Source organism: Paenibacillus sp. FSL R7-0297 (genome assembly GCF_038009025.1).
Taxonomy (GTDB): Bacteria; Bacillota; Bacilli; order Paenibacillales; family Paenibacillaceae; genus Paenibacillus_AQ.
Map to the genome: position 1 here is coordinate 5,513,702 of NZ_JBBPAQ010000001.1, position 25,159 is coordinate 5,538,860.

The 25,159-nt window shown below is 50.1% G+C and carries 24 protein-coding genes; 5 read left to right on the forward strand and 19 right to left on the reverse strand.

Annotation, left to right across the window (positions count from 1 at the left end; genetic code table 11):
* Positions 1 to 26: 26 nt before the first annotated feature.
* The 6 genes from MKZ24_RS24265 to MKZ24_RS24285 all read right to left on the reverse strand — a co-directional run bounded on the left by MKZ24_RS24265 (position 27) and on the right by MKZ24_RS24285 (position 4,840).
* Positions 27 to 1,043: a hypothetical protein gene (locus MKZ24_RS24265; protein WP_340787579.1), complete on the reverse strand. Its 1,017-nt coding sequence runs from the start codon at positions 1,041 to 1,043 to the stop codon at positions 27 to 29.
* A gap of 189 nt (positions 1,044 to 1,232) precedes the next feature.
* Positions 1,233 to 1,862: an SGNH/GDSL hydrolase family protein gene (locus tag MKZ24_RS24270; RefSeq protein WP_042136230.1), complete on the reverse strand. Its 630-nt coding sequence runs from the start codon at positions 1,860 to 1,862 to the stop codon at positions 1,233 to 1,235.
* A gap of 142 nt (positions 1,863 to 2,004) precedes the next feature.
* Positions 2,005 to 2,142 carry a hypothetical protein gene (locus MKZ24_RS33160; protein WP_445323679.1) on the reverse strand — a complete coding sequence of 46 codons (138 nt, stop codon included), beginning with the start codon at positions 2,140 to 2,142 and terminating at the stop codon, positions 2,005 to 2,007.
* 34 nt (positions 2,143 to 2,176) lie between these two features.
* On the reverse strand, positions 2,177 to 2,968 hold the full coding sequence (locus MKZ24_RS24275; protein WP_231637850.1) for an alpha/beta fold hydrolase: 792 nt from the start codon (positions 2,966 to 2,968) through the stop codon (positions 2,177 to 2,179).
* A 215-nt stretch (positions 2,969 to 3,183) separates the two neighbouring features.
* Complete coding sequence (locus MKZ24_RS24280; protein WP_340790212.1) at positions 3,184 to 4,362, reverse strand: NAD(P)/FAD-dependent oxidoreductase; 1,179 nt, start codon at positions 4,360 to 4,362, stop codon at positions 3,184 to 3,186.
* A gap of 40 nt (positions 4,363 to 4,402) precedes the next feature.
* Positions 4,403 to 4,840 (reverse strand): DUF1641 domain-containing protein, encoded by a 438-nt coding sequence (locus tag MKZ24_RS24285; RefSeq protein ID WP_042136226.1) that lies wholly within the window; start codon positions 4,838 to 4,840, stop codon positions 4,403 to 4,405.
* Between the two features lie 325 nt (positions 4,841 to 5,165).
* Here MKZ24_RS24285 and MKZ24_RS24290 point away from each other — a divergent pair, with 325 nt between their 5' ends.
* Positions 5,166 to 5,783 (forward strand): nitroreductase family protein, encoded by a 618-nt coding sequence (locus MKZ24_RS24290; RefSeq protein WP_042235519.1) that lies wholly within the window; start codon positions 5,166 to 5,168, stop codon positions 5,781 to 5,783.
* Between the two features lie 118 nt (positions 5,784 to 5,901).
* Here MKZ24_RS24290 and MKZ24_RS24295 read toward each other — a convergent pair whose 3' ends face one another.
* The 4 genes from MKZ24_RS24295 to MKZ24_RS24310 all read right to left on the reverse strand — a co-directional run bounded on the left by MKZ24_RS24295 (position 5,902) and on the right by MKZ24_RS24310 (position 10,315).
* Positions 5,902 to 6,525, reverse strand: coding sequence for a hypothetical protein (locus MKZ24_RS24295; RefSeq protein ID WP_042235515.1), 624 nt, complete (start codon positions 6,523 to 6,525; stop codon positions 5,902 to 5,904).
* Between the two features lie 1,159 nt (positions 6,526 to 7,684).
* Positions 7,685 to 8,605, reverse strand: coding sequence for a hypothetical protein (locus tag MKZ24_RS24300; RefSeq protein ID WP_156123109.1), 921 nt, complete (start codon positions 8,603 to 8,605; stop codon positions 7,685 to 7,687).
* A 35-nt stretch (positions 8,606 to 8,640) separates the two neighbouring features.
* On the reverse strand, positions 8,641 to 9,234 hold the full coding sequence (locus MKZ24_RS24305) for a sigma-70 family RNA polymerase sigma factor (protein WP_042235510.1): 594 nt from the start codon (positions 9,232 to 9,234) through the stop codon (positions 8,641 to 8,643).
* A gap of 184 nt (positions 9,235 to 9,418) precedes the next feature.
* Entirely contained in the window at positions 9,419 to 10,315 is an 897-nt protein-coding gene (locus tag MKZ24_RS24310) for a LysR family transcriptional regulator (RefSeq protein WP_042235508.1), read from the reverse strand.
* A gap of 401 nt (positions 10,316 to 10,716) precedes the next feature.
* On the opposite strand from MKZ24_RS24310, the gene MKZ24_RS24315 reads away from it, so the two are divergent.
* Positions 10,717 to 11,457, forward strand: a complete 741-nt coding sequence (locus MKZ24_RS24315) for an SDR family NAD(P)-dependent oxidoreductase (RefSeq protein ID WP_042235504.1) — start codon at positions 10,717 to 10,719, stop codon at positions 11,455 to 11,457.
* Between the two features lie 125 nt (positions 11,458 to 11,582).
* Here MKZ24_RS24315 and MKZ24_RS24320 read toward each other — a convergent pair whose 3' ends face one another.
* The 6 genes from MKZ24_RS24320 to MKZ24_RS24345 all read right to left on the reverse strand — a co-directional run bounded on the left by MKZ24_RS24320 (position 11,583) and on the right by MKZ24_RS24345 (position 19,050).
* Positions 11,583 to 15,251 (reverse strand): X2-like carbohydrate binding domain-containing protein, encoded by a 3,669-nt coding sequence (locus tag MKZ24_RS24320; RefSeq protein WP_442950517.1) that lies wholly within the window; start codon positions 15,249 to 15,251, stop codon positions 11,583 to 11,585.
* Positions 15,252 to 15,443: 192 nt separating this feature from the next.
* Entirely contained in the window at positions 15,444 to 16,700 is a 1,257-nt protein-coding gene (locus tag MKZ24_RS24325; RefSeq protein ID WP_340787590.1) for a purple acid phosphatase family protein, read from the reverse strand.
* Positions 16,701 to 16,854: 154 nt separating this feature from the next.
* Positions 16,855 to 17,319, reverse strand: coding sequence for a hypothetical protein (locus MKZ24_RS24330; protein WP_052416304.1), 465 nt, complete (start codon positions 17,317 to 17,319; stop codon positions 16,855 to 16,857).
* Between the two features lie 106 nt (positions 17,320 to 17,425).
* Positions 17,426 to 17,869, reverse strand: coding sequence for a hypothetical protein (locus tag MKZ24_RS24335; RefSeq protein ID WP_042235500.1), 444 nt, complete (start codon positions 17,867 to 17,869; stop codon positions 17,426 to 17,428).
* Between the two features lie 27 nt (positions 17,870 to 17,896).
* A complete protein-coding gene (locus MKZ24_RS24340; RefSeq protein WP_340790213.1) occupies positions 17,897 to 18,307 on the reverse strand; it encodes a DUF4279 domain-containing protein in 411 nt (136 codons plus the stop codon).
* Between the two features lie 158 nt (positions 18,308 to 18,465).
* Positions 18,466 to 19,050 (reverse strand): hypothetical protein, encoded by a 585-nt coding sequence (locus tag MKZ24_RS24345; protein ID WP_340787595.1) that lies wholly within the window; start codon positions 19,048 to 19,050, stop codon positions 18,466 to 18,468.
* 151 nt (positions 19,051 to 19,201) lie between these two features.
* Between MKZ24_RS24345 and MKZ24_RS24350 the strand changes: the two genes are divergently transcribed.
* Entirely contained in the window at positions 19,202 to 20,134 is a 933-nt protein-coding gene (locus MKZ24_RS24350) for a serine hydrolase domain-containing protein (RefSeq protein ID WP_340787598.1), read from the forward strand.
* A 779-nt stretch (positions 20,135 to 20,913) separates the two neighbouring features.
* Here the strand turns inward: MKZ24_RS24350 and MKZ24_RS24355 are convergent.
* The 3 genes from MKZ24_RS24355 to MKZ24_RS24365 are packed head-to-tail and all read right to left on the reverse strand — an operon-like array spanning position 20,914 to position 23,076.
* Entirely contained in the window at positions 20,914 to 21,567 is a 654-nt protein-coding gene (locus MKZ24_RS24355; RefSeq protein ID WP_340787600.1) for a YcnI family protein, read from the reverse strand.
* 50 nt (positions 21,568 to 21,617) lie between these two features.
* A complete protein-coding gene (locus MKZ24_RS24360) occupies positions 21,618 to 22,283 on the reverse strand; it encodes a response regulator transcription factor (protein ID WP_340787606.1) in 666 nt (221 codons plus the stop codon).
* The gene (locus MKZ24_RS24365; RefSeq protein WP_042242331.1) at positions 22,252 to 23,076 is read right to left on the reverse strand and encodes a sensor histidine kinase; all 825 of its coding nucleotides are present in this window, start codon (positions 23,074 to 23,076) and stop codon (positions 22,252 to 22,254) included. The genes MKZ24_RS24360 and MKZ24_RS24365 overlap by 32 nt, the downstream gene beginning before the upstream one ends.
* Positions 23,077 to 23,363: 287 nt before the next feature.
* On the opposite strand from MKZ24_RS24365, the gene MKZ24_RS24370 reads away from it, so the two are divergent.
* Positions 23,364 to 24,059 (forward strand): response regulator transcription factor, encoded by a 696-nt coding sequence (locus MKZ24_RS24370; protein WP_042235491.1) that lies wholly within the window; start codon positions 23,364 to 23,366, stop codon positions 24,057 to 24,059.
* Entirely contained in the window at positions 24,052 to 25,149 is a 1,098-nt protein-coding gene (locus MKZ24_RS24375) for a HAMP domain-containing sensor histidine kinase (protein ID WP_042235488.1), read from the forward strand. Before MKZ24_RS24370 ends, MKZ24_RS24375 begins: the two co-directional genes overlap by 8 nt.
* Positions 25,150 to 25,159: the final 10 nt, after the last annotated feature.

A 25,159-nucleotide genomic window follows, 5' to 3' on the forward strand; every position in this document is an offset into this window, starting at 1 on the left:
CACTTCCTTATCTTCTCAGCCGCGGTTCAGGGGGCTACTTCCTGAAAAGCAGCTCCGTCCCAGCGGTATGAAGACTCAACCTGCCTGCCAAGAGCGTTGTCATAATGATCCGCCTGGAAACCGCCTTCGACTGCCTCCAGCTTGACCGAATACCGTTCAGGACTACTGATAAACAGCCCGGATGCCGCCCCCTTAATCTGCAGCTCCTGGATCGTATGATCCGGTCTCAATGTAAACAGCTTGAACAATGATCCATTCGAAGAACCATATTGGCCAACCGTAAAATCAGGATTACCGTCTCCGTTGTAATCAGCGAACTGAATCTGGAACAAATCGCCGAAGCTCAATTCTTCGGTGAAATGCCGGCTCAGCGCGAACGTGCCCAGTGCTGCGCCCTGTTCATCCGTAATGGCCAGCCGGAATTGCCCGCTCCAGTTCCGTCCAGCCAGCGGAGAAGGGATGGACCAATCCTCGCTGTAGCTGCCTTTCAGCAGCTGCAGGTTCAGAAATTCCTTGTTTCCTGTGACCGGGAATAAATCTTTGCGTGAGACCGTTATCGGACCTTGAGTTACCACCGATGCCTCATCCGCTTCGGACTTCGCCGCTGCTGGACTTCCGCCGCTGAAGATCAGCCTGCGCAGCTTATCGGCATTCTTGGCGGAGACTGTATAGCCTGTCCCGCTGCGCTCAGCGGACAGCAGCAGACCGGTGTTCCCCTCCTGCTCGCCCAGACCCAGAATAAATTCTTCTGTGTAGCCGTCCCCGTACACCAGCTTCATGCGGAAATCCGCATCGTAATCCAGCTCTCCCGCAATACGCTTGCTTGTATTCATGGCAGAAGCCATCGTCTTAATGAACTCGCCGTCTTTGAAAATCCTGGACTCAGAGGGAGCCGTCTCCGCTTGGCTCTCTATAGAGTTATAGGTCAAATCAATTTCAGAAATCCATCTTGAATTAATGTAGCCGAAAGCATTCTGGCAGCCGCTTAATAGCACAACCAGAAAAACAGGCAGAATCAGCTGTAGCCGCCTTATGGGTTCCACCTCCACATCCTTATGTATGATACAAGTATAACAGCCTTCTTAAGCAGAGTGAAATTCACGGATCTCCCGCTTCCGTTCAGAAGGAAACCTATCCGCCCCGGTGTATGGCAAAAACCGGTCCGCTTGATACGCAGGAACCGGTCTGAGCAGCAAATTCAATATGTAGGGAGTAGTCTGCTATATTCCGCTTTAGCTTATAGCCCCTACAGCCTTCATCCAGGCTTCTGCAATCAGCGCATGGCCGGCAGGTGAAGGATGTACGCCATCCCCGGCCCAGAAGGCAGGCTCGGCCTTAACCGACGCGGCGGCGAACAGTCCGTCCAGCGGGACCAATACAGCGCCATATTCACGGGCCAGCTCACGGACCACATGAATTTTCGGGTCCAGGTCCTTACGCCAGCCCTTACGGTCTTCCGGCACCGGCAGTACGAACGGCTCAACCAGCACCAGCTTGGCATCCAGGCTCTGCTTGGTGCGTTCAATCAGATCACGGTAGGAAGCCTCAAACTCAGCTGCTGTAGTCTCCTGCCCGGAATCGAACCAGCGCCAGGTATCATTAACACCGATATAAATCGACACCCAGGTCGGCTTAAGCTCCAGACAATCCCGGTCCCAGCGCTCCTGCAGATCCACGGCGCGGTTGCCGCTGATGCCGCGGTTGATGAAGGTAAGGTTCTTCTCCGGATACTGCAGCCCAAGACGAGCGCCCGCCATCAGCGCGTAACCTACACCAAGTGATGAAGCGTCTGCGTAATTGCGGCCGCAATCCGTGATACTATCACCCTGGAACAGGATGATATCGTTCTTTTGAAATGGCATGCCTGAAATCCTCCTATGAAAACATCTGAAATGGTATAAACATCAACATTATAACAAATAGATTTTCCTGCGAATACGTTTTCATTACATATTTACGGAGTAAATCTGTTCACGGCTCTAAGCGCTTCATTCAGGACAGTATTCAGGTTGCCTTCTGCGGCTTCTCGGTTGATTGCCAGGCCACCGAACCTGGCGGCGATCCGCTCAACTTCAGAAGCCGGAAACCCTCAGATGTAAGGAATGGATGCTCCTTGTGGCGCTGTGCGATCAAGCTAATCACCAGTACTGTGAAGGTTCTTGTGAAGACGCTGATATCAGTATTTAAGCCCGTTAGAATGAGCCTGTATCATCCCTATGATTACTTCAATGACCAGCCCGGGCTGGTCATGATGGATATAATGACCGCTACCCGGCGCAATCAGCTGTCTGCTGGCTGAAGATAATTCCAGGAACTCCGCCTGGTTCTTCTGCTCGATCTCCAGTATCGCATGTGCCGGCCAGTCTGATCCCTCCTCATCCGCAAGCCCCCTGGTTATCACCGATAGCGGAACCTGGCTTGGCATGGAACCCCGGGCAGCAGAGATCTGCTTATAGCTCTGCATCTTATCGATCTGCTCCTTATTGAGCGAAGGGTTCAGCAGGTACGCCCGGTTCGCAGCGATATGCTGCGGGGGCAGCACCCGCTCATAAGTAAGCTCCTTATATTCGCCTGCAGCATCTATCAGTACAATTCCCGCAATCCGCTCCGGATAGCAGCAGGCGAACAATCTGGCTACCAGACCGCCAAAGGAATGACCGACCAGAATATAAGGGGCTTTAATATCCAGCAGTGCCAGCAGCCGGTACAGCTCCTCCACCAGATCCTGGCAGGTGCGCGGTCCCGGCACTCCCGGGCTGGTCCCGGTACCCGCTCTGTCATAAGCGAGCGTTGAGGCATGCTGTGCAATATTCTCCTGGACACCGCTCCAGGAATCGCAACCATCCCCTAATCCGGAAATAAAGATGACAGCAGGTGCACGGTGTGCAGAATATTTATAATACAATCCGCGGCCCTGCCCGTCCGTTTGAACCTCCATCCAATTGCAGATAAATCCGTTCTGAATCATCTTCTCCTCCTAGTGCTGCGCAATAAGTTCATATATAGGATGTATGCCTCATTCAGGATAAAGAAACTTCCAGTAATTTACTATGTAATTTCACACAGCTCTCCTTGCACAGTCTGAATGCATGAAAAATCCCCTTCAACTGCCTGCTGGCGGTTGAAGGGGATGATCTGCCGCATGGAAGCGGCCTGCAATAGGTATAGATGGTTAGGAGAGAATTAATAGGCCAGACTGAATAACCCGTGAATATGGGTTAAATACCGGATATTGCTTGCTTCCTTCATCAGCGTTGCCGGCAGACCCTTCAGCGGTGTGGAATTGCCGCCGACAATCGCTACTCCGTCTCTGCGTCCCAGACTGGCAAGTGTCCCGGAATTCACCGGACTGAAGGTCTCGGAGGCTTTGTCATTCAGGTAAGCGTAAAGGTTATAGCCGATCAGTTCACCCATCTGCCAGGCAATTTGTGCCGTTGGCGGATACGGACGGCCGTCCGGTGCGAACACAACCGCACTGTCACCGGCTACAAATACATTCTGGTGTGAAGTGGATTGCAGGAACTCATTCACGGTTGCGCGGCCGCGGTTCACTTCAAGCCCGGACTCACCGATCAGCGGGTTGCCCTGCACGCCGCCGGTCCAGACGAAGGTATTCGCCACAATCTGGCGGCCGTCCTTCAGATCAATGGTATTGCCTGCTACATTCGTAACGGGAAGACCAGTCAGGAACTGAACTCCGCGTTTCTCGAGGCTGGTTGTAGCGCGCTCAATCAGATGATCCGGCAGGACCGGAAGAATCTTCGGTCCGGCTTCTACGAGCAGCAGCTGGATTTCAGCCGGGTTCGCTCCATATTTCTTAGTCAGCTTGGGCAATACATCGGCAATTTCACCTACAAGCTCAACACCTGTCAAGCCGCCCCCGCCGATCAGGATGGTTGCATCGGCCGCGTTGCCGCTTTTGGCATATTCACGAATCCGGTCTTCAATATGTCCGTGAATCCTCAGTGCATCCGCCGCCGATTTCAGCACCATGCTGTACTGTTCAAGTCCCGGAATGCCGAAATAAGCCGTCGTGCTGCCCAGACCGACAACGAGAGCATCATAAGTCAGCATTACACCATCTGAGAGGACGATCTGCTTGTTCTCTACCGAGAACGAATTAACCTTGGCAATCTTCAGATCGATATCCTTACCGGCGAACAGCTTCGCAAGTGGCATGGCAACCGCCTGTTCCGAAGCACTACCTGCTGCAAGGCGGTGTAGCTCGGTTATGATCTGGTGTGTTGGATACTGATTAACCACTGTAACTCTGGCTTCAGCTTTGCTCATGTATTTGCGCACGGTTAGCGCACTCAATAAGCCGCCATAACCTGCACCTAGAATAACTATGTGTTTTGACATCATATTTCCTCCGTCCTTACGATTAAGATTTGAACAATAATTACTTACCGGATTGGCGTTCGCCGCTGACCTGCAGGTATGCATTCATGAAACGGAGCACGTTCTGTACCTGCGGGTCCTTGATCATTTTCATCATGCCAAACAAGCTGATGGTTTCACTGCTTGCATCCGCGCGGTCTTTCGCTTCAATAACCGTAGCCGCCAGATTCTTGACAGAGCCTACCACAGGACCCGCCATCTCCTTGATTGCGCCTACCGTATCATTTTTCAATACTTCATCCGTTGCAACCGATTGTACGAAATCGACCGATTTGGTTAATACATTCACCAGTTGGGTAATCTGCGGCAGCTGCTCCACCAGAAGGATCAGGGATTCCTGAACTTCCGGTTTCAGAAGCTGATTCAGCAAATCCTCTTGGGGAAGGCCTGCTGCGGGTATTTCTTGTTCCAAAGGGGTTTGGGTAATGGTTTCTGACATATCAAAGTCTCCTTTACAATGGCATTGCTGCTTAAAAGTATTCATCCACTGAAACTATGTGACTATTATAACATTCCGGTTGTAATAAATGTCACAATGTTTTTGGCTTTATAGCCTTATTTTGTGATTAAAATCACTTCTTTTCTCACTTTTTCAAAACTTATCGACTATTTGAACTAAAATTCACAATTTAATGTTGTTTAATCATTGACGTATGCTTGTGGTCGTGATATTTTAAGTAAGTAACTTATTGTAAGTTTATTTATTAATATCAGCTATTGATTATTACTAACCAACATACATATCCCAATGGAGGTCATTATTTATGAGTACTTTTTCAGAATTAGTTCAGTCCCGCAGATCGGCTATGAATTTCGTTGAAGGGGTGAAAATCCCACAGAATGAGCTGGAGGAGATGTTCTCACTGGCCCGGCTGGCTCCATCGGCCTTCAACCTGCAGCACGCCCACTACAAAGTCATTAGCGATGATACTGTGAAGGAAGAAATCCGTAAAGGTGCGTACGGCCAATACAAAATCCACACTGCATCGGCTGTCATCGTCGTGCTGGGTGATAAAAATGCCTACCAGCAGGCTCCAGAAATCTATAGCGGACTTAAAATGCTGGGAGCCATGAGTGAAGACGATTACGACCGTACTATTCAGTCTATTAATGATTCTTACACCGGAAAAGACGCTTTCCAGCGGGATGAAGCGATCCGCAATGCTTCCTTGTCGGCTATGCAGTTCATGCTGATTGCCAAGGACAAGGGATGGGATACCTGCCCGATGATCGGTTTTGATCCGGAGGCGGTGAAAGCTACTCTCGGACTCAGCGATAACTTCGTTCCGGTAATGCTGATTACGATCGGCAAAGACAACAAGCACAAAATTAGACCGCGCGGCTACCGCAAGCCGGTTAATGAGTTTGTAGAATTTATCTGAGCCTACACCTGGTCCAGAGAAGTCCCTGTTTCATAGTTGACAGCAAAAAGGTCTTCCGGCAGCTTAACCGGAAGACCTTTTTGCTGTCACTCTATAAGATAAGGCTTCTGCCTGATGATTATTTGGCATAATGCAATATAGCCGCTGCCGCGCGTTCCCGCCGCTCCGCATCCGGACTGTGCAGGGCAGCCTTCAGAACAGCCAGCGCCTCAGCTATTGTGGCTTCATCCACACGGGCCGGGGAATGAGCAGCTTCTACATCGCCAGCCGAAGAGTCTGCAAGCCACAAATCCATTCTTGCTGCAGGCAGCACTCCTGAATAACGGGTAACTTCCTGATCCGAAGCAAGCAGTGCTTGTACTGCAGAATTCACAGCTGTACGGGGCAGACTCTTCAGCCAGGTTACTCCGCGCCGGTGCGCAGTTCCGCCCTCCACACTCTCCTGCCGGGCATCATAGAAATAATCCCCCAGATCGCCAAGGTATACCCATTCCTCATCCGCAATCAGCACATAATCCCCATCCTGCATCACGTTGATGAAGATGTCTAAACTGCCAAGTGCCTCTTCCAGCTCTTGCCCCTGATAAGCTCCGGATGCAGCAAGTCTGCTGCGGATATCCTCTCTTCCGCTAGTCTCCAGATCTCCAGCAAAGGGATCTCCCGCACATACATAATTATCCTCCAGAAAAGACTTGATTAACCCGCTGCGGGTTCCGTCAAGCCTCACTCCAAACAAACGCATCCTTTTCTTCCTCCTTCAAGTACCCGGATAGCTGAACCGCAACATAACAATCAGTAAATTATACAGCAAACGGCAAGGCTTTTGCCGTCCATTTTATAAGACGGCACTGTTCCAGGGCACCAATTTTGCCCTGCAGGTGAATCAAGCTAGAGATTGTGAAGCTTACCTGCGGACAAATCATGCTGGTGCTAAGAAGCTTAGCAATTGCACTTTTCCTCACCTGAGCTTGTCTGGAGATTGGCTGGAGCATCACGGGCTCATGAACTCATCAGCTTGTGAGGAGGACTGAGATTCCGTTATTTGCGAAGAAATGGCGAATTCGCAGGACATTCGGACTGAGATTCCGTTAATATCCTGAAACGCCTTGTTTTAGCGCTTAAAAGAACAGGATAAAGGATTCTCAGTCCGAATCCTCCGGATCATGAGGCTTTTTGGCGAAATAACGGCCTCTCAGTCCACTTCAGCAAGAAATCCGCTTCGATATACCGGCAATCAGTCCGCGGATTGACACCGCCGATTGCGGTCCAGAGTATTTATCCCTCCTTACAGCGACTGGGTTACGTTGGATCAAGTTTAGAGTGAATAACTATTGTTCTGAATCCTCCTAAAAACTAAGGATAAGGAAGCATAATAGCGCTTACATGATCTTACGGCGAAAAATAACCGCAAATTTAAAGTATTCGCCTTTTTACGGCTGCGGTGAATCCCGGTATAATACAGGTATCAACTCAAGGAACCATACACTGCGGTAAGAACGCATGCGGGGGCAGAATCTCCGGCAGTCCTCTTAAGCAGCTGTACTCCCTGAGCTTGAGACTATATCTTTGATCCTGGCGTTATAGCCTTCAATCCATCCCTACACGAAATGGTATGAGCTTCTTTAAGCTCAAAAGCCCACAATCAATCCTATCGTGGTCAGCGGATGAATTAGAGAAGATTTAACGGGCAGGATAGGCAAATTGACTGCCGCCTCGGACGATTTCTACCCGGCTGAGTACAAAGGATAGGATAAGGAGTCTGAGAAGAACATGGGTATAGTGGTTATAATATAAACCTCTATTGTTGATGAAGCTATCAATAATAGAGGTTTATATGTGTTATAGGGGATTTTTTTAGTTATAGCCGGACAAGCATAAAGCTGACCTTGGCATAGGCTGCTTTAGCGCAGCCCTTCGGCAACTTTAAGCAAAGTCTCTTTGGATACGTCCGGTGATTCTGTGCTTACTTCATGCAGAATGTTCCATTCGCTATTCTCCCCTAGCTCGATCCACTGGATATAAGCATAATAGTTGTTTTGGTTCCCATAAGCTTCTTTATTCACAATATATAAAGCATCTAAAGATCCAACCTTTATCTCCTCAACCGTAGTAGCCCCCGCAAAATTTGCTGTGAGCTGCGCTTCCAGTCCGCTAGGCGTATACTTAACTACAATTGCATCACTTTTTCCTCTTGGACCCTCATATATGAGCTGCGGGCTTACAGTCTTAGCTATTCTATTAGGAGTATTGAAGCTCTTGATCCAGGCATAATCCTCACCGGGCTTGACCCTTTTCGAGAGGACATTGGTGTATTTCTTTACCCAGGATTCGTCTATAATCCCAAGCTGACTGTCAGACCTCGCTTCGGCAAAATAATATCCTTCCGGCAGACTGCTAGGTACAGCCAGCTTTCCTGTAATTGGCTCGATGACCTCCTTCCAGCTCTCTAGATCGGAGAACAGCTGCGGACGGTTTACCTTAAGCAGGTCATATCCCCCTTCGGGCAGTGACACATACAGGAAGGCGGATTCATTCACAGCCAGTTTAGTCTGAATGTCTTCAACAAGCAGCTTCACGTGCTCACCGTGTTCAACGGATTCAGTATAGTCCGAATGAACAATCGCCTCTATTCCAGTAGAACCATATGTAACGGCCCATAACCTATCCGCACCATAAACCACGCCTCCGAACAGCATTATTCCGCAGAGAACAACCGCTATCCTTGCAGTGCCGCGAATGTGTTTTTTGGTTTTCCATTCGTTTTGGGATTTAAAGTACTGATCAAAGCTTGCGGAAATCTGTGTCTCCAGCTGTTCCGGCATTACTGTATTCTGCTTAAAGCTGGCAAACTCCCGTTTCAATTGACTTTCGACAGGCATGTATAGTCCCCCTTCATCTCATCTTCCTCTGTGAATACGGCTTGCTGCCGCAGCTTGCGCATTGCCTTGTGATGCCTGGATTTAGCGGTACCCAGCGGTATCTCCAGGGCAGAGGCAATCTCGTCAAAACTGCATTCCCCATAGTAGCGAAGGACAACAACACTGCGCAGTTTAGGGGGAAGCCCTGCCACCAGCTGAAGCAGCTCTCCCCGCTGTTCCTGCTCAAGGAGCGGTGTATCCGCCCCCGGCAGCAACAACTCTGATGCATTCTCCCTGCTGCGGATCTGGATGCGCAGCCTGCGCCAGCTTCTCCGGCTCCAGTTGCTGCATTGCCGTACAATCATTCCGTTCAGCCATGCCCCAAAGGGCCGATTCCTGTCATACTGCGGCAGACTACGGAACAATTCAATGTAGATTTCATTCACTACATCTGCCACATCGCCCTGCCGGTCAACAAGCAGACAGACTGTCCCGTACACCTGGTGCCTGATGCTGTCATGCAGCGCAGTGAAAGCATCCTTGTCTCCTTCTTTCAGCCTTTGCAGACAGCCATGCAGCTCTCCCTCAGTCATCTGTCTCTCTCCTTTCTGTATTGGTTTTCACTCTATATTGGTCCACTGCGGGACAAAGGTTCCCTTTGAGTACAATAAATTCAATCCTTACACAAAAAAAACCGGCCGCCCATGAGTTTCGTCATGAATTGCCGGATGTGGAAGTAATGTATAGTTGTCAAAAACGGTTCTTATCAGCTCTATTCTACATATGCACAGGTATCCACAGTTCCCGCTTCAAAAACTGATAGACTTGTAAGCTCGCCCCTCTCAGCGGGTAATCAGCTATTCTGCAGGCGATTCCGCAGCTCATATCAACTGCCGGCCCTGACAGTCTCCTGACCACTGTACCAGACGGAAGAGTCTGTATTGTAATCTCAGGCACAAAAGCCATCCCAATACCGTTCTCCACATAGAATTTCAAGGAGGACATACTGCCGATTTCCATGGTGTTCAGCGGGGGACCGGCTGCTTCCTGCAAAATACTCTCCAGCTTCTTACGGTAAGGACAATCCGCAGCCGTAATGAGCAGACGGTGTCCGCGAAGCAGGTCCGCAGTAATCTCCTTCTCCGTCTCCAGAGGATGACCTTCAGGCAGCAGCAGCACGAACTCCTCGGTGAAAAGCGGCTCGAAATACAGCTCCGTCCCAAGCTGCGGGGCTGAACACAGGATCATGTCGAGTTCTCCCCGAAGCAGCCGCCCGCTGAGAGCCGCTGTTCCAGCAATCTCTACTGAAAGTACGATCCGGGGAAACTGTTCCATGAATATGCGCAAAAGCTGCGGCAGCCGGTAACTCGCAGTCGGATCGGTTGCACCGATCCGGACGCTCCCAGCTCCGCCCGACTGCAGATCAGCCAGACTGCTCTGCAGCCGCTCCATGTCTTTCACAATCTGCAGGCTCTGCTCATGGAACAGCCTCCCGGCCTCCGTCAGGATCACCTGCTGTTTGCCGCGCTCCAGCAGCTGAACGCCCAGCTGAGCCTCAAGCTTCTGGATCTGCATTGTTACCGTAGACTGGGCGTAGCTAAGCTCTTCGGCTGCACGGTTAAAGCTTCCTGTTCTTACAATGGCCTGAAAGGTTTTTAAAGTTTTGAAATCCATTTGCGCTAACCTCTTTCCAGTAAGACTCCCGTTTTCCGCCGTCCTATCGTTCTTCATTGCATTTTCTACAATAGAATTTGCGTTTTCATGCGCTAAAATCAGTTCTGTTGCACTCCATACAATTGATTTTCTGATTTCTGCTCAAAGTCACTGAATTAACAGAATTCTACTGTACAGAGTGCAATAGGGAATGGCGAATGTCATTCAGCCTGCCCTGAGCTTGAGGGTGTTTCATTTCAGAGTCCATTGACCATCTGCTGTTGAAGTCCCTCTAGTTCGCTCGATTAGTTCAATATTATTGAACCAAGCATTCATTTCATTCAATTATACAAAACCAGGCAAACTGATTACAATTGTACTCAGGATATCCAATAACAATAAGTAGTCGGGAGCGGATAAGGATGGATCTGAGGGGTAAAACCGCAATAGTGACAGGCGGAGGAACAGGTATCGGTCGGGCTACCTGCCTTGAGCTTGCCGGGCAAGGCGTAAAGGTTGCCGTAAATTATTCCCGTTCGGAAGCGGAAGCCCGGGAAACGGTTGACATGATCATAGCGCAGGGTGGGCAGGCCATTGCTGTACAAGCTGATGTGTCCGCAGATGCCGAGGTACGGGCAATGGTAGAACAAGTAGTACAGACCTACGACACTGTAAATCTGCTGGTGAATAATGCCAGCATCACTCAGCATATTCCTATGGATGATCTGGAGGCAGTCACCTCCGAAGTGTGGGATGAATTATACGGCGTGAATGTCAAAGGTATGTTCTTCTGTGCCCGGGCAGCCGCCCCGTATATGAAAAGCAGCGGGCATGGGGCCATCGTCAACCTCGGAAGTATTGCCGGAAATACGGGTGCCGGTTCATCACTTCCTTATGCCGTGTCCAAAGCGGCTGTTCACGGACTGACCCGGTCACTGGCCAAGGCTCTCGCCCCTGACATAAGGGTCAACTGCGTTGCCCCAGGAGCCGTAGCGACGCGGTGGTGGGCAGGCCGGGAAGCGCAGATGCATAAGCTCGCACCGAACCTGCTGCTGCAGAGCATTGCCGCGCCGGAAGATATCGCACGTTTCATCTGCTCCGCGCTCGCTCAGGAAGCCATGACCGGGCAGATCATAACAGTCGACAGCGGACAGACTTTATAGCCTCTACAGCGCTGGCAGATTCATTCTACAAACACCAAGCAGCCCCTCCTCCGCAATAATATGGAGAGGGGCTGTCTGTTCGAAACTGTTCAAGACTCTGCTACTCTACTCACTTGAACTCCTAATCAAGAAGGTTCATTTCCCCATACCAGGCTGCCGGAGATATAGGCTGGAATATTGGCCCAATCGGTATAAGCTGTGCCCGCTGCATTAAAGGAATAATCTCCGGTCTGGGTGTAATTGCTCCAATCCGACTTGGACGCCCGCAGTTGAATGTCTATGCTCTCCCCGGCCGCAAGTGAGCCTGCAGCACTTGTAAATCCAAGCTCCAGGTAATAATCGGCCCCGGTCTTGGCAACCGGAAGCTTCACAAACGTCCCGGTCACATTTGCGCTTCCCACCTGCGACCAGTCGCAGAAGAAGCTCTGGGTCTGCTCACCGTCAATAGTGTAGAAGTATCTGAGCTTTACATCGGCCAGTGAAACTGCAGCCGTGCCGGTATTCATCAGCTTAATCTTCGGGCTCAGCGTATTGGCCGCAGCCGCTGTGCCGCTGTTGTACATCTGAACTTTAAGGCCGCCAGCGGCCGGTGCTGTTGTGTCCACTACTGCAACAGCCAAGGTCTGCGCCGCTCCGGCGCTGAAATTGAAGCTCAGCGTTGTCGTACCCACCGCCTGCGCTGCCAGATACGCCTTGCTGATCGTAACTGCCGAGCCGCTCACAGTGTAATCCGTTCCGGCGGTCAACATTGACGCACCGTTCTTAATGCTGCTTAACGTGTTCCCGTTCAGCGTCATCGTCACGGCGATATCCGCCTGATTCGCCGTCTTCTTGTCGAAGCTGGCGCTGACCGGCGTGATCGCAGAATTGCTGGCCGGCGTTGTTGTATCCACAACTGCAACAGCCAAGTTCTGCGCCGCTCCGGCGCTGAAATTGAAGCTCAGCGTTGTCGTACCCACCGCCTGCGCTGCCAGATACGCCTTGCTGATCGTAACTGCCGAGCCGCTCACAGTGTAATCCGTTCCGGCGGTCAACATTGACGCACCGTTCTTAATGCTGCTTAACGTGTTCCCGTTCAGCGTCATCGTCACGGCGATATCCGCCTGATTCGCCGTCTTCTTGTCGAAGCTGGCGCTGACCGGCGTGATCGCAGAATTACTGGCCGGTGCCGTTGTGTCCACAACTGCAACAGCCAAGGTCTGCGCCGCTCCGGCGCTGAAATTGAAGCTAAGCGTTGTCGTACCCACCGCCTGCGCTGCCAGATATGCCTTGCTGATCGTGACTGCCGAGCCGCTCACAGTGTAATCCGTTCCGGCGGTCAACGTTGACGCACCGTTCTTAATGCTGCTTAACGTGTTCCCGTTTAGCGTCATCGTCACGGCGATATCCGCCTGATTCGCCGTCTTCTTGTCGAAGCTGGCGCTGACCGGCGTGATCGTTGAGCCTGCCGCCGGAGGATTCACCGGATCGGCGTATAAGGTGCCCCGGCCATTGGTGCCCAGATATACGCGTCCGTAGATGCGCGGATCTCCGGTGATGGCCATGTTGATTTTGGCATACTGATGGGCATTGTCATTGATCCGTACCCAGCTCGCCCCGGCATTATCGGAGCGGAAGACCCCTCTCACACCGTCGATCTGAGCTACTGTATAGAGTGCCATGTAGCTCTGGCCCGGCGCTGCCTTGCCGAACCCGATGAGGTCAGCCTCATCAACATTGGCCAGCTTGGTGAAGCTTGCACCTGAATTGACAGAGTGCCATATGCCATATTTGTTCTCAACCGTATTGCCGCCGGCGAACCAGATATCGCCTTCAATGCCCGGCATGGCTTTCAGACTGATCTGGGCCTGATTAGGCTGCAGATCGCCGACATTATTGGTAGGGAAGCCTGTTGCCCCCGTAGCCGTGAAGGATGCTCCGCCATCTGTACTTACATAGAAGGTTCCCGCATAGAAGGCATAGAATTTATTCGCATTCACTCTGTCCGAAGCGATTTTGGCTCCCGCCGGAACCCCTGCGCTTGCGGTCCAAGTGTTGCCGGTAGTCTTCGAATAATATACTCCAATATCCGAGGTGCTCCAAAGGATGGAGTTTCCGCTCGCCGATACTGCCACCTGTCCCTGTCCTGCGGTAGTCTTGGTTCCGTTCGAAGGCTCGCCATTTGGCATATACCAATTGATACCCCCATCATTGGAGATTCCAATCGACTTCATGCTTGGTGTCTTCTCCTTATCCGCACCGCCAACACGTACTACATAGGCTGGACTTAACTCAGCATAATCGATGCCGGTTGTGGTTGCCCAGGAGGGACTTGTCTGGAACTTCACCGGTGCTGCAGTGACATCATCATACCGGAAGCCGGACACATCCCCGAGTGCGGTGATCAGGTGCGCTCCTGCTGGAGGGCTGATCAGCCCCAGCACTGCAGTCTCTTCTACTCCCTTCGCCATCACGGAAATATTGACTTTCCCGCCGGTATCCCAAGCGCCTACATTATTTGAACCATAGATGGTCGCACCCGTACCGTACATCATCCGGTTGGAGTTGAACGGATCAATCTCCAGATCCCCCATCATCCAGCCCAGCTTCGGCGAGGGGTCGAGTGAGGTAGAGTCGGTAATGCCATGATTCAGCCATGGCGCAGCGGTAATATCCATGGCAAATTTATAGCTCCGCTCCGGGTAAAATCCCCAATCCCAAATCCGGCTCCAGGATGCACCGCCGTCCTTGCTGCGGAAGATCACTTCATCCGGCCACCACGCATTCAGACTGGAGACCATAACCGTGTCAGGGTCTTGAGCATCCACAGCGAGACCGCCGAACCCGTACCAGTTATCCGTTCCTGTGGAGGGGCTGATATTGGTCCAGACCCCGCTTGTTGTGTTCCATTTCCAGACCTCACCTTTGCTTCCGTCATACGGCCCCACACCGTTACTGTACGTAATGTACAGATCGCCAGTAGATGACAGCACACCATGATGCGGCAGATAACCTACCGGCTGACCAGGCAGAGCAGACCAGGTTGCTCCCCCGTCCGTGCTGCGGTAGACACTGCTTGCCGTATCCGCTACTCCCACATAAATCGTCTGGGTGGCATTCCCGGAGGTGCCTGTGCTTTTATCAAAAGTAATCCAGGATAACCCCACCAGGTCATTGCCGTAATCAAGCGTCGGATTCTGAATATACGTCCCCACATTAGGGAAGGCGCTGACCTTGGACCAGGTGACCCCGGAGTCGGCGCTCTTCCACAGGCCGTTCCCGCTCCGCGCCCCGAAGAACAGGATGCTGTTCTTATTGGGGTCAATCACAAGCCGTTCCCCGGCCGAACGTCCAGGCATATTACCGCCAACCTTGAACGGCAGCGGCGTTGTCTGCCACGTATTCCCCCGGTCGCTGGAGCGCATGATTTGTCCATTTCCGTCCCATGAGTTCGTATAAGTACCGGTAGCCATATACACCTTGTCCGGATTCACCGGATCGGTAGCCAGCGCGTCTACGCCATTCTTGTTCCAGTCCACCCAGCCGACAGAATCACTGATCGATGTCCAGCTGCCGGATGCCTGATTCCAGCGGTAGGCACCGCCGATATCCGTCCGTGCATAGATCAGGTTCGGCTCAGTCTGGTTAAAAATAATGCCCGGAACAAACCCTCCGCCTGCACCGGTAACCACGCTGTTCCAGTTGTAGGCTTCACTTGCTGCGGCATGAGTTACTGCGGGAGAAACGGTAAACAAGGAGCCGGGCATTGCCGCCAGCAGGACAACCATTCCCATTCTTCGGATACGTTTTCGAATCACGGTTCTAACCTCCCAGGTTCTTTCTTTAATAACGCTTTCATTATAGAGCGTTGACAACCTGCACCGTGAGGGAAAACGGTCGAATTCATATGAAAACTGTCAGCAATCATCGTACCATTTTCACACTTTTTATTACTATTTTAACAATAAAAGGTTCTGTTGGAATGTCATCCAAAAGAACCTCGCTTACTAATGCTTCAAAACAAACTCATCCAGCTTGTTGCCGTCTGTATCATACGCCTGATAAGTCAGGGTATCCCCGCTAACCGTGATTCCCGCGAACATCGGTTTGTTATTCTGGAAATGAACCTTATGGTAGAACAAGTCTTCCTTCTTCCCGTTGAATTTGGCCCCGGAGGCGTTGGTCACCACATAGACCGTTCCGCCTGTTGTAACATTGCCACCATCACTCTCGGGTACAATTTGACCGGCGCGCAGCGGATAAGAACGGGAATACTCATGATTATGTCCCTGCAGCACAAGATCCACCTTGTATTTGTCAAAAATCGCCGTCCAGTCCTCGACCTTACTGTACATGTTCCCTCCATACGCCGGACGGTGCATCGCTACGATTGTCCACGGCTTATCCGTACCTGCCAGATCCTTCTTCAGCCAGTCAGCCTGCTTCTTCAGATTACTCTCTGTGTTCAGCACAGTCACATGGACCGGGCCGTAATCGAAGGAATAGGAAGTGCCGGCGATCGAACCCTTGGCCCAGTTATCCGGCAGATTGAAATGTGAGGTAAACAGCTCCGCCTCTTCATCAATCTCGTCATGGTTACCGGTCACCGGCATGAGGGGCACACTGGCCACCCTGTTCTGAACATAGCCAAAGAAGCTATTCCACGCCGCACTATCCTCCGAATCTTCAGTAAAATCACCATTATGCACAATAAACTCTGCTGCCGGGAAGGTCTTGAATGCCTGTTCCAAAGTGTTGCCCCAGATTGCGAAATCCGCATCTGTTACTCCCTGGGAATCCGTAACGTTGATAAAGGTCACCTGACCGCTGTCCGCTTCCGCAGTGCTGAACCCGTATTCGGGGCTCCACTCCTCTTCCTCTCCGCTGCCTACCCGGTAAGTGTAGCGTGTTCCCGGCTCCAGTCCGGTAATCTCGGCTTTGTGCACGCCTGCTGTACCCTGATCCGTCTTGACCGTGGTATTGGCTGCCTGAACCTTAATGACCCCATCTCCGGTAAAATCAGACGTCTTGCCCTTTATTACCTCAAGCCAGCCGTCTGCTCCGGGGTCCCCGGTGTACCAGGTAAAGGCGCGGCTGGTGGCCGCATCCCCCTTAAACGTACTGACCAGATCGTAGAGTGAACCTGAGAATTCAGCTCTTCCCCCTGCGGCCCGCTCCGATTTGAGCCGCTCCAGGCCAAGTGCCAGTATGATCAATACAACGACTATAATTCCGATGATAATAAATGTTTTCAAGTCGTTCATGTACTCCCTCCGCCTGCAGCTTCAAGCTTGCAATCTCTCTGAACCCGCCGGTCGATCTGTTCTGTTTCTCAAATAAGCACCTTATCATATATTAAAAATCATAAGCTACATTGAATCTTCTATTGCTTGGTATTTTTCAATTAGGATGAAGTTTTCATGTAATGCCCTTACACAACACAGCGCTTAAATCCCAAAAATCGCTATAAATCTCTTCAAATATTTTGGAAACTACGGTCTTTTCCATAAACACTGAACTTGGATGAGGTTCCCATTTAGTACGACTAATGCAAGTGACCTTAACAAGATTTGTATCCTCCTTGAATAGGAGCCGTCTCTCAATTCCCTGTTCGTAGAAATCTAATTCAAAGGAGTATATACCCGCTCTTGTTTTCCCTAATATATCAGGGACTTGTTCAATTACAGTACATAGATCCGTTCTACAATCAACAGGCCAATTATCTTGCCCAAAACCACCAACAACGAAAGATACAGATTGTGAAATTTCAAATGCTGTGCATATACACATTAGAATAGCCACTTCATCATCAAGTTCTAAATCAGGTATTAAGTATTCTGTTTCAGGTATACTTTCCAACGGCTTCTCAAATGTTAACTCCATCTTAAAGATATTATATCAGCCCTTCATATTGAGTTAATTTATATGGAATCGTATAATTATCGCCTCTCTAAGCACTCTCAATCAGAACCAGAATAAAAACTCCTTACTAAAATTGTTCACAGCTTATTTGTTCCACTTGTAAATTCTTTAAAACAGGCAAAACACGTTCCAAATACCAACTAAAATCAGTAATATCTATATCATCTTTTGCATTAATTTTCTTTCTTGCTATTGATAAACTAAACATCATTTGATTTGTATTAAAGATTAGTAACTCACATCCAACTTCAGAATCTACCCGCATTAACTCAATTCCAATAATCTCTTTTTGATCCTGCTTTTTTTTCAAGATATCGAAGAAGCTGTCTCTATTAAGTACACTAGATGTCCAATTATAATCATCATCACCCAAAGGCAGTATAGTAATCTCACCATTACTTTTTACGTATGTCCAACCTTCATTTTCAAAGTTTTGAAACAAATCCGGTAACGATAAGCTTTCACGACTATGATTGCTTAAACTTATATTTATAGAGGCTGAGATTGACATGAATCCCCTATCCTTTCCCGTTTCGTACTAGTCATCCTCTTCAACCCCACCAAAGGAAAGAATATGTATATTAAGCCCTAATCCTAAAATCGATATTTTCTTCATCATTTCAGTCGTAAGCTGCAAGCCCATTTGGCCATAACCCGATCTCAAGTAACAATCAATTCCAACATCTTTATAAAGACTTGTTAACTCATTAATTTCTTTAAAGTTGGGAGTTAGATCATTCGGTAAAAGCTGTAGTGCTTCTTCCGGTTCAACTTCTTCAGATATTATTACTTCATATCGCCAAATATCAAAGGGAGCCTGAGTCACTGCTTCTTTTCTGATGGCCTGCCCCTTTTTCAGGATTGAATTTGGTTTAAATGCTAATCTTTTAGTAATGTAATCAAAATCTAAAGCTTCATTACGTATTGTGAAAGAACAACTACCGTTCATCTTCAAAATAAGGAACTCCTTTTAAAATCCAATAATTTTCTCTAATCTCTTTAAAGATCATTTCATAGGTTCAATATCATTTTCCTGAAAAATATTGTCCATAAAGTATACTGACATTTGATATCTCCCCGCCATATAACTTCTACATCATTATGTCGTCATACTTGAATATTTCTATCCCAAACACCAGCAGCTACCCGCGTGTAACCCATAAGATCACGTTTACCTGCACCCTCCTGCGTTCCAAAAACCCATCTCACCACATTATGGCTATCAAGATACATCTTATTAAAATCCTCATCGTAGTCCACAACTACCTCGACACCTAATGCAGAAACAAGTAACTTATTCACCATTTCGGAAGATAACAGTACATTCGAAATTTCATCATAAATAGGCCGGGTAACATCATTAAGCGTATCGCTATCTAAGTATTCTATGTATTTTGTATCCAAAGACACTCTTGTTTCATAGATGGTATCAGTTTTACTTAACATCACTACAAATTTAAAAGACTGGATTTCACCAAATATCAGTAAAATTCGGCCTTTCTCAAGAAGCTCTAGGACTTCTGCAATCTCAACATCCTGCGGGTGGTTTATTAAATCGTTGAACTCCCAATTTCCGATAGATTCAATCTGATTAATATTAGCATCGTAACCTCTTCCTTGAAGGACTTTGAGTAGCCAGCTTAAATCAATTATCCTTTTGGTAAAAGTAATTACATTGAAGTTCGCAGCCATATATCCACCTCCGCAAGCGTCCACAATACATCGGGTCTTGTTAGTTATTACACTCATACCAATATCACTTACAGTATAATACATATCCAGCTATAGTAAGACTAGGCAAATTCCAAATAGTCTTAACTTTGTGGCTTACGGAGGCGAAACAATGAACACTGTACTATTAGACGAATTGGTAGCATTGGTGAACAAGCAGAATCTGCGCGTTTTGAATGTGGTGGTCAGACAGAACGGTGAGCTGATGGCCAGGCATGATTTTGAGGAGGAACAGCCGCACCTACTATACTCTGCAAGCAAAACCTTTACTTCCATGGCTGTGGGGATTGCCGTTCATGAGGGGTATTTCAAACTCAACGACCGTGTAGTAGATTTCTTCCCTGATTATTTCCATACCTGCAGTAATAACACGGAATTTCTGAAAAGGATCACGATCCATCATTTGCTGTGTATGGGGTCCGGGCATGCGGAATGTCCGGTGAATAAGGCGGATTGGAGAAGCGGGCAGAAATGGGATATTGCTGAGCTGTTTTTTGAGGAGCCGGTTGTCTTTGAGCCTGGGACTCATTTCACCTATGATAATTCCGCCACCTACATGCTCTCCAGAATCATTAGCAGCACTACTGGAGCAAACCTGGACGACTATCTGTATGAGAAAATATTCCACCCTCTTGATATTCCCAAGCCGGAGTGGGACAGATGTCCACTGGGATTCCCGCAAGGGTTCTCGGGGTTACACTTAACCGCAGAGTATTTATCCAGATTCGGACAGCTGCTCCTGAATAAAGGCGCGTGGAACGGACAACAGCTCATTCCATCCGGTTATGTGGAGCAAGCAACTTCCGTCCAGATAAAGACTGATGATTTCACTCCTGACTTTGCAACCCCAGATTATCACCAGGGTTACGGATATCAGCTGTGGATGAACTCCTATCCTAACTCCTACCGGCTCGACGGAATGTATGGCCAGTATGTAATTATGCTTCCGGATAAGAACGCAGTGGTTACCTATGTATCCAACGAACCGAATAAAATGACCGCGATTATTGAGCTGACCTGGAATACGTTAGTGGATAAGTTGTAAGGCTACATGTGGAAATTCGTGGAACACACCCGGAATAGGTGTCAGTAACTCATCCGTAAAGATTGTTCTCATGTGAACTGTCATTTAGCAGCCGCTTCGCTCGTAGAACCGCCGCACCCGGATAACAGATGGATTTATAACACTTATTGCTCCCGGCTCTGGAGCTTCAGCAAGAACAGTTGGATTTATGTCACTTAATTCTGCCCCTACACCGGGTAATTGCCTGATCCCGCAAAATTAAGTGTTGTTTTTCCAACTACGCCCGGTATGTTAGGGAATTTCCCGGAATTAAGTGTTGTTTTTCCAACTGTTGTTCCCAACCGGCGTGCGTGAGCATCCATAGATAAAGTTTGTTTACAAAATCGCTGGGCACCAGTCAGCGGGAATGCAACCGATCATCGCATAAGCACATCAGCACATCCTGCACCCTCATCCCTAGCATTCCAGCATTCCAGCATTCCAGCATTCCAGCATTCCAGCATTCCAGCATTCCAGCATCCTAGCATCCTAGCATTCCAGCATATTACGCATTCCCACATCCCAGCATTCTCCCATTCTCACATCCCCACATCCCACATCCCCCACATCCCCCACATCCCAGCATTCCTCAAACCACAAAGAACCCCGCACCTGAGGGTGATACTCACCTCAAGCACGGGGTTTCCGATTCGCCAGAACAGTCGTTTGGCCAGTATAGCAGATATGCTTACTATATTCCTCGTACAAATACCTGCTTCAATCCTCTTACCTGAACTTCAGGCAGTAGCCCGGTTCCAGCCCTACTCCTTCTTCCCCCGCAGCAAAGCAATAGCGGCCAGCAGGAAGGACAGCAGCGAGATGCCGAGCGCAATGTACAGCATCGGTGACACGCTGGAGCTGTTCCCCTCTTCCTCCATAATCGCCTCATGCTCGTCCATGGTCATGGTGCCGTTATCCGCCATGTCCATGGAGCCGTGGGAGTGGGTGCCTTCGCCGGAAGCTTCGGCAATCGCTGTGATGGAATGCGGGGATTCCGAGCCTTCTTCGCCGGACCACTGGACCACGCTGCCGTCGGCATAATGCTGATAGGCATTCCAGGCGATATCGCCTGCGGCGGCCGGGTTCTGGACGGTGAAGTAGAAGCGCTGGAACTGTCCGGCCAGAATGCCGTCTCCGTTCGCGATCCAGCTGACCTTGTCGCCAGCCACCGTTACGTCCCAGCCGGGAGCAGCCTCATATTGCTTGAATGCAGCTCCTGCCGGGATGCGCAGATCGATCTGCACTGTAGCAATATCTTTCTCAGAGGGTACTTTGAGCGTGTAAGTCTCCCAGGCACCTGCACTCGATTGTGCTGGGCTGACGGTTACATGCGCACTAGCTACGGCTGCGAATACCATTAGTGCTGCGGCCGCAGGTACGGCCAGGGCTGCTATTTTACGGAAAAGTCTGTTCAATGGGATCTCCCCTTCTCTCTTATGTAGTCTAATCATCCTTCTGCAAAGCTCTATCTTTTCCCCGGAAAATCCCGTTCCCGCGAAGCCAGTCCCTGCTCCATGGCATACCGGGTGAGCTGCGTGCGGTTCTGGAGCTGGAGCTTCTGGAGAATGTTTTTGAGGTGGTTTTTGACGGTGTGCTCAGAGATCCCGAGGGTGGCCGCAATCTCCCTATTCGTTGACCCGGAAGATACACAGCCCAGTATTTCCTTCTCCCTCGCCGTTAATGCCTCCCGCTCTTCCTTGACGGAGGTCACGGCTAACTCTTTCAGAATCTGAAAAGCCAGCTCCCGGCTCAGCGGAACCTCCTCACTTACAATAGCCAGTAAATACTCAATCCAGGTAGACGGTGCCAGATTCTTCAGGAGATACCCCTGCGCCCCCTGCTTGAGCGCTTCGAACAGATAGGAGATCTCATCCGATACGGTGACGATGACGATTTTGACATAGGGATATTCCAGCTTAATGCGCCGCGTAGTCTCCAGGCCGTCCATTCCCGGCATCTCGATGTCAATCAGAATCAGGTCCGGCATCCATTGCCCCGTCCAGACAATCGCCTCCGCCCCGCTCGCAACAGCGCCGATCACATCGAAACGTTCATCCAGCGCCACAATCTCACTCATCGCTTCACGAGCATGCGCATGGTCATCTACGATCAGCACCCGGCAGCGTTCCATCCGTCGTCCCCCCTTTCGAAATCTCTACCACTGTTCCGGCAGAACCGGATTGTAAGTTAAGCTTCCAGCCCATGCTGCGTGCCCGTTCTCTCATAATCTGAAGACCATAACTTCCACTCACCGCAAAAGGATCGGCATGCACGAATCCGGCGCCGTTATCGGCAACATCCACGTTCCAATTCAGCCTATCGCCTTGGCCGGAGACAGATACTTTACCTGCACGCGTATGCTTGCGCACGTTAATAATGGCCTCGCGGATGCAGGACAACAGCTCAGCCTGTTCCGCTGCCGTTAGCGCCTGCTCGTCCAGATGCCAGTCCAGTGATACCTCAATCATCACTTCCCCGGCTATTCCGGCAAGCTGCTCTTGAATGGACCGCTCCAGGGAGAAGCTCTCTTTGCCGCTGACCGGCACCTTCAGATTGGCAATGGCCTGGCGCACATAGCGGTTGACTTCGTGCACTGTTTTCTTGATCTGATTCACGCTCTCTGCGCTGATCTCTCCGTCTTTGCGGTTCTGTTCCAGGCGGTCAATCCGCACGGAGAGCAGAAACAGCGACTGTGCCATCCCGTCATGCAGCTCCTTGGCCAGCAGCTCACGCGCTTCCATCGCCGTAGTTGCCGCCCGCTCCCGTTCCAGCTCCCGCTGGCTCCGTTCAAGCATCCGGAAGAGCGGCAGGAGCAGAACGATACTGAACAGAAAGACAAGCACCGGAGTTAAGTAGTTTCCCATGTCCATGGAGATGTACTGCATCAGGAACTGATGCCGCACAAACTCCCAGATGCCGACCATAAGTGTTGGAATCAGCAGAATGAGCACTTTAATTCGGGTATACGTCGCAGTCGCCTCCCTAATACTGAAGATAACTTTATCATTACCGGGACTTCCCCGGCATGACTCTTTCGGGCTATGCCCGCAAGTAAATGTTACAAAATTAAGTATTTAAAATATAAAATCATCAAAGATGGAACTCAATCTTCTTATCATAGCAGGTCGCGAAACCATATCCGATAGGGTACACTAGGATCAAAGCACAATCAAGTATGATTTCATGCTGACTATACAGGAGAGACAACGAAATGAAACGTATTACGATTCTTATCGCCGATGACGATGCGGAAATTGCTGAGCTGATCGGACTGCATCTGGAAAAAGAGGGCTATCACCCCATCAAGGTTACAAGCGGATCAGCGGCTGTGCAGGCGGTCCAATCCCAGCATATTGATCTGGCGGTATTGGATATTATGATGCCCGGCATGGACGGGTATGAGGTGACCCGGCAAATCCGGGAGAAGCACGGGCTGCCGATTATTTTTTTGAGCGCCAAGACTTCGGACCTGGATAAAATCACCGGACTTGTCATCGGCGCCGACGATTATATGACCAAGCCGTTCAACCCTATGGAGCTGGTCGCCAGAGTGAATGCGCAGCTTCGCCGGTCCACTCAGCTGAATCAGCCGGTTACGGAGCAAAAGGCAGTGCTGGAAACAGGAGGTCTGATCATTGATCCGGACCGCCGGTCGGTGACGCTGTACGGACAATCGGTTGAGCTGACGCCGAAGGAATTCGATATCCTCTATCTGCTGGCCAGCTATCCCAAGAAGGTGTTTAGTGCAGAGCATCTCTTCCGGCAGGTCTGGGGTGAAGCCTATTATGAGGGTGGGAACACGGTCATGGTTCATATCCGCACCCTGCGGAAGAAACTTGGCGAAGAACAGACCAAAAATATGTGGATCAAAACGATCTGGGGGGTAGGGTACACATTCAATGGCTAATCTGTTCCGCAGCTTCCGCTTCAAAATGATCTTTCTGTTGATGCTGAGTATGGCCTGCTCGGGCGCTGTTACTTTTGTGCTATATAAAAGCCTGCAAATGTACTATACCTCACAGGTTAAGTATGAGGACACGCTGGCCCGTTACCGCTGGATGATCGCTGAATTTGGCGACCTCAATTTCTTCCTGATCTTCTTCATCCCGCTGGCGCTGCTGTTCTTCTTCCTGTTCACCAAGCCTTATGCCCGTTATTTCAAAGAGATCTCCCAGCATATCCGCCTTCTGGCGAACGGCGATTTCAAGAGCCGCATCAGCATAACATCCAGCGATGAGTTCGAGGATATTGCCGCCGATTTGAATCTGGCCAAAGATAAGCTGCAGCAGGCTGTAGAACGCGGGGATTTCGCCGAGAACAGCAAGGACAAGCTCGTGCTCAATCTGGCTCATGATCTGCGGACACCGCTGACCTCCGTGCTGGGTTATCTGGATCTGGTGCTGAAGGACGGGCAGTTAAGCGCCGATCAGGTTAAGCATTACACAACGATTGCCTACACCAAATCGCAGCGGCTTGAGAAGCTGATTGATGAGCTGTTTGAGATTACCCGGATGAATTACGGCATGCTGACCGTCCAGAAGCTTCCGCTTGATCTAAGCGAGCTGCTCGTCCAGCTGAACGATGAGCTGTATCCTGTGCTGGAGAACAACGGGCTGACTGCCCGCCTTGCGCTGGCTCCGCAGATGAGAATATCCGGGGACGGCGAGCTGCTGGCCCGGGTGTTCGAGAACCTGTTGACCAATGCCGTACGTTATGGCAAAGACGGCCAGTATGTCGATATCCGCTGCAACCCGGAGGGAGAGAATGCGCTCGTCCAGGTGATCAACTATGGGGATAGCATCCCCGAGGAGGAGCTTCCCTTTCTCTTCGATATGTTCTACACCGGCGACCGGGCGCGGACCCATCAGGAGGGCAGTACCGGACTGGGCCTGTTCATTGCCAAAAATATCGTCGAGCAGCACCACGGCACGATCTCTGTCCAGAGTGACACGATCCGCACTCTCTTTGAGGTGCGGCTGCCGGGTCTGCTCAAGTAGAGATTTAAAT

Bases quoted from the DNA above. Each gene is read 5' to 3' on its own strand.
- MKZ24_RS24335 (WP_042235500.1), bottom strand. From the start codon at position 17,869: ATGTCAATCTCAGCCTCTATAAATATAAGTTTAAGCAATCATAGTCGT.
- MKZ24_RS24345 (WP_340787595.1), bottom strand. From the start codon at position 19,050: ATGGCTGCGAACTTCAATGTAATTACTTTTACCAAAAGGATAATTGAT.
- MKZ24_RS24275 (WP_231637850.1), bottom strand. From the start codon at position 2,968: ATGATTCAGAACGGATTTATCTGCAATTGGATGGAGGTTCAAACGGAC.
- MKZ24_RS24360 (WP_340787606.1), bottom strand. From the start codon at position 22,283: ATGGAACGCTGCCGGGTGCTGATCGTAGATGACCATGCGCATGCTCGT.
- MKZ24_RS24330 (WP_052416304.1), bottom strand. From the start codon at position 17,319: ATGGAGTTAACATTTGAGAAGCCGTTGGAAAGTATACCTGAAACAGAA.
- MKZ24_RS24315 (WP_042235504.1), top strand. From the start codon at position 10,717: ATGGATCTGAGGGGTAAAACCGCAATAGTGACAGGCGGAGGAACAGGT.
- MKZ24_RS24375 (WP_042235488.1), top strand. From the start codon at position 24,052: ATGGCTAATCTGTTCCGCAGCTTCCGCTTCAAAATGATCTTTCTGTTG.
- MKZ24_RS24370 (WP_042235491.1), top strand. From the start codon at position 23,364: ATGAAACGTATTACGATTCTTATCGCCGATGACGATGCGGAAATTGCT.
- MKZ24_RS24290 (WP_042235519.1), top strand. From the start codon at position 5,166: ATGAGTACTTTTTCAGAATTAGTTCAGTCCCGCAGATCGGCTATGAAT.
- MKZ24_RS24350 (WP_340787598.1), top strand. From the start codon at position 19,202: ATGAACACTGTACTATTAGACGAATTGGTAGCATTGGTGAACAAGCAG.
- MKZ24_RS24270 (WP_042136230.1), bottom strand. From the start codon at position 1,862: ATGCCATTTCAAAAGAACGATATCATCCTGTTCCAGGGTGATAGTATC.
- MKZ24_RS24285 (WP_042136226.1), bottom strand. From the start codon at position 4,840: ATGTCAGAAACCATTACCCAAACCCCTTTGGAACAAGAAATACCCGCA.
- MKZ24_RS24310 (WP_042235508.1), bottom strand. From the start codon at position 10,315: ATGGATTTCAAAACTTTAAAAACCTTTCAGGCCATTGTAAGAACAGGA.
- MKZ24_RS24295 (WP_042235515.1), bottom strand. From the start codon at position 6,525: ATGCGTTTGTTTGGAGTGAGGCTTGACGGAACCCGCAGCGGGTTAATC.
- MKZ24_RS24280 (WP_340790212.1), bottom strand. From the start codon at position 4,362: ATGTCAAAACACATAGTTATTCTAGGTGCAGGTTATGGCGGCTTATTG.
- MKZ24_RS24305 (WP_042235510.1), bottom strand. From the start codon at position 9,234: ATGACTGAGGGAGAGCTGCATGGCTGTCTGCAAAGGCTGAAAGAAGGA.
- MKZ24_RS24300 (WP_156123109.1), bottom strand. From the start codon at position 8,605: ATGCCGGAACAGCTGGAGACACAGATTTCCGCAAGCTTTGATCAGTAC.
- MKZ24_RS24340 (WP_340790213.1), bottom strand. From the start codon at position 18,307: ATGAACGGTAGTTGTTCTTTCACAATACGTAATGAAGCTTTAGATTTT.
- MKZ24_RS24365 (WP_042242331.1), bottom strand. From the start codon at position 23,076: ATGGTCGGCATCTGGGAGTTTGTGCGGCATCAGTTCCTGATGCAGTAC.
- MKZ24_RS24325 (WP_340787590.1), bottom strand. From the start codon at position 16,700: ATGAACGACTTGAAAACATTTATTATCATCGGAATTATAGTCGTTGTA.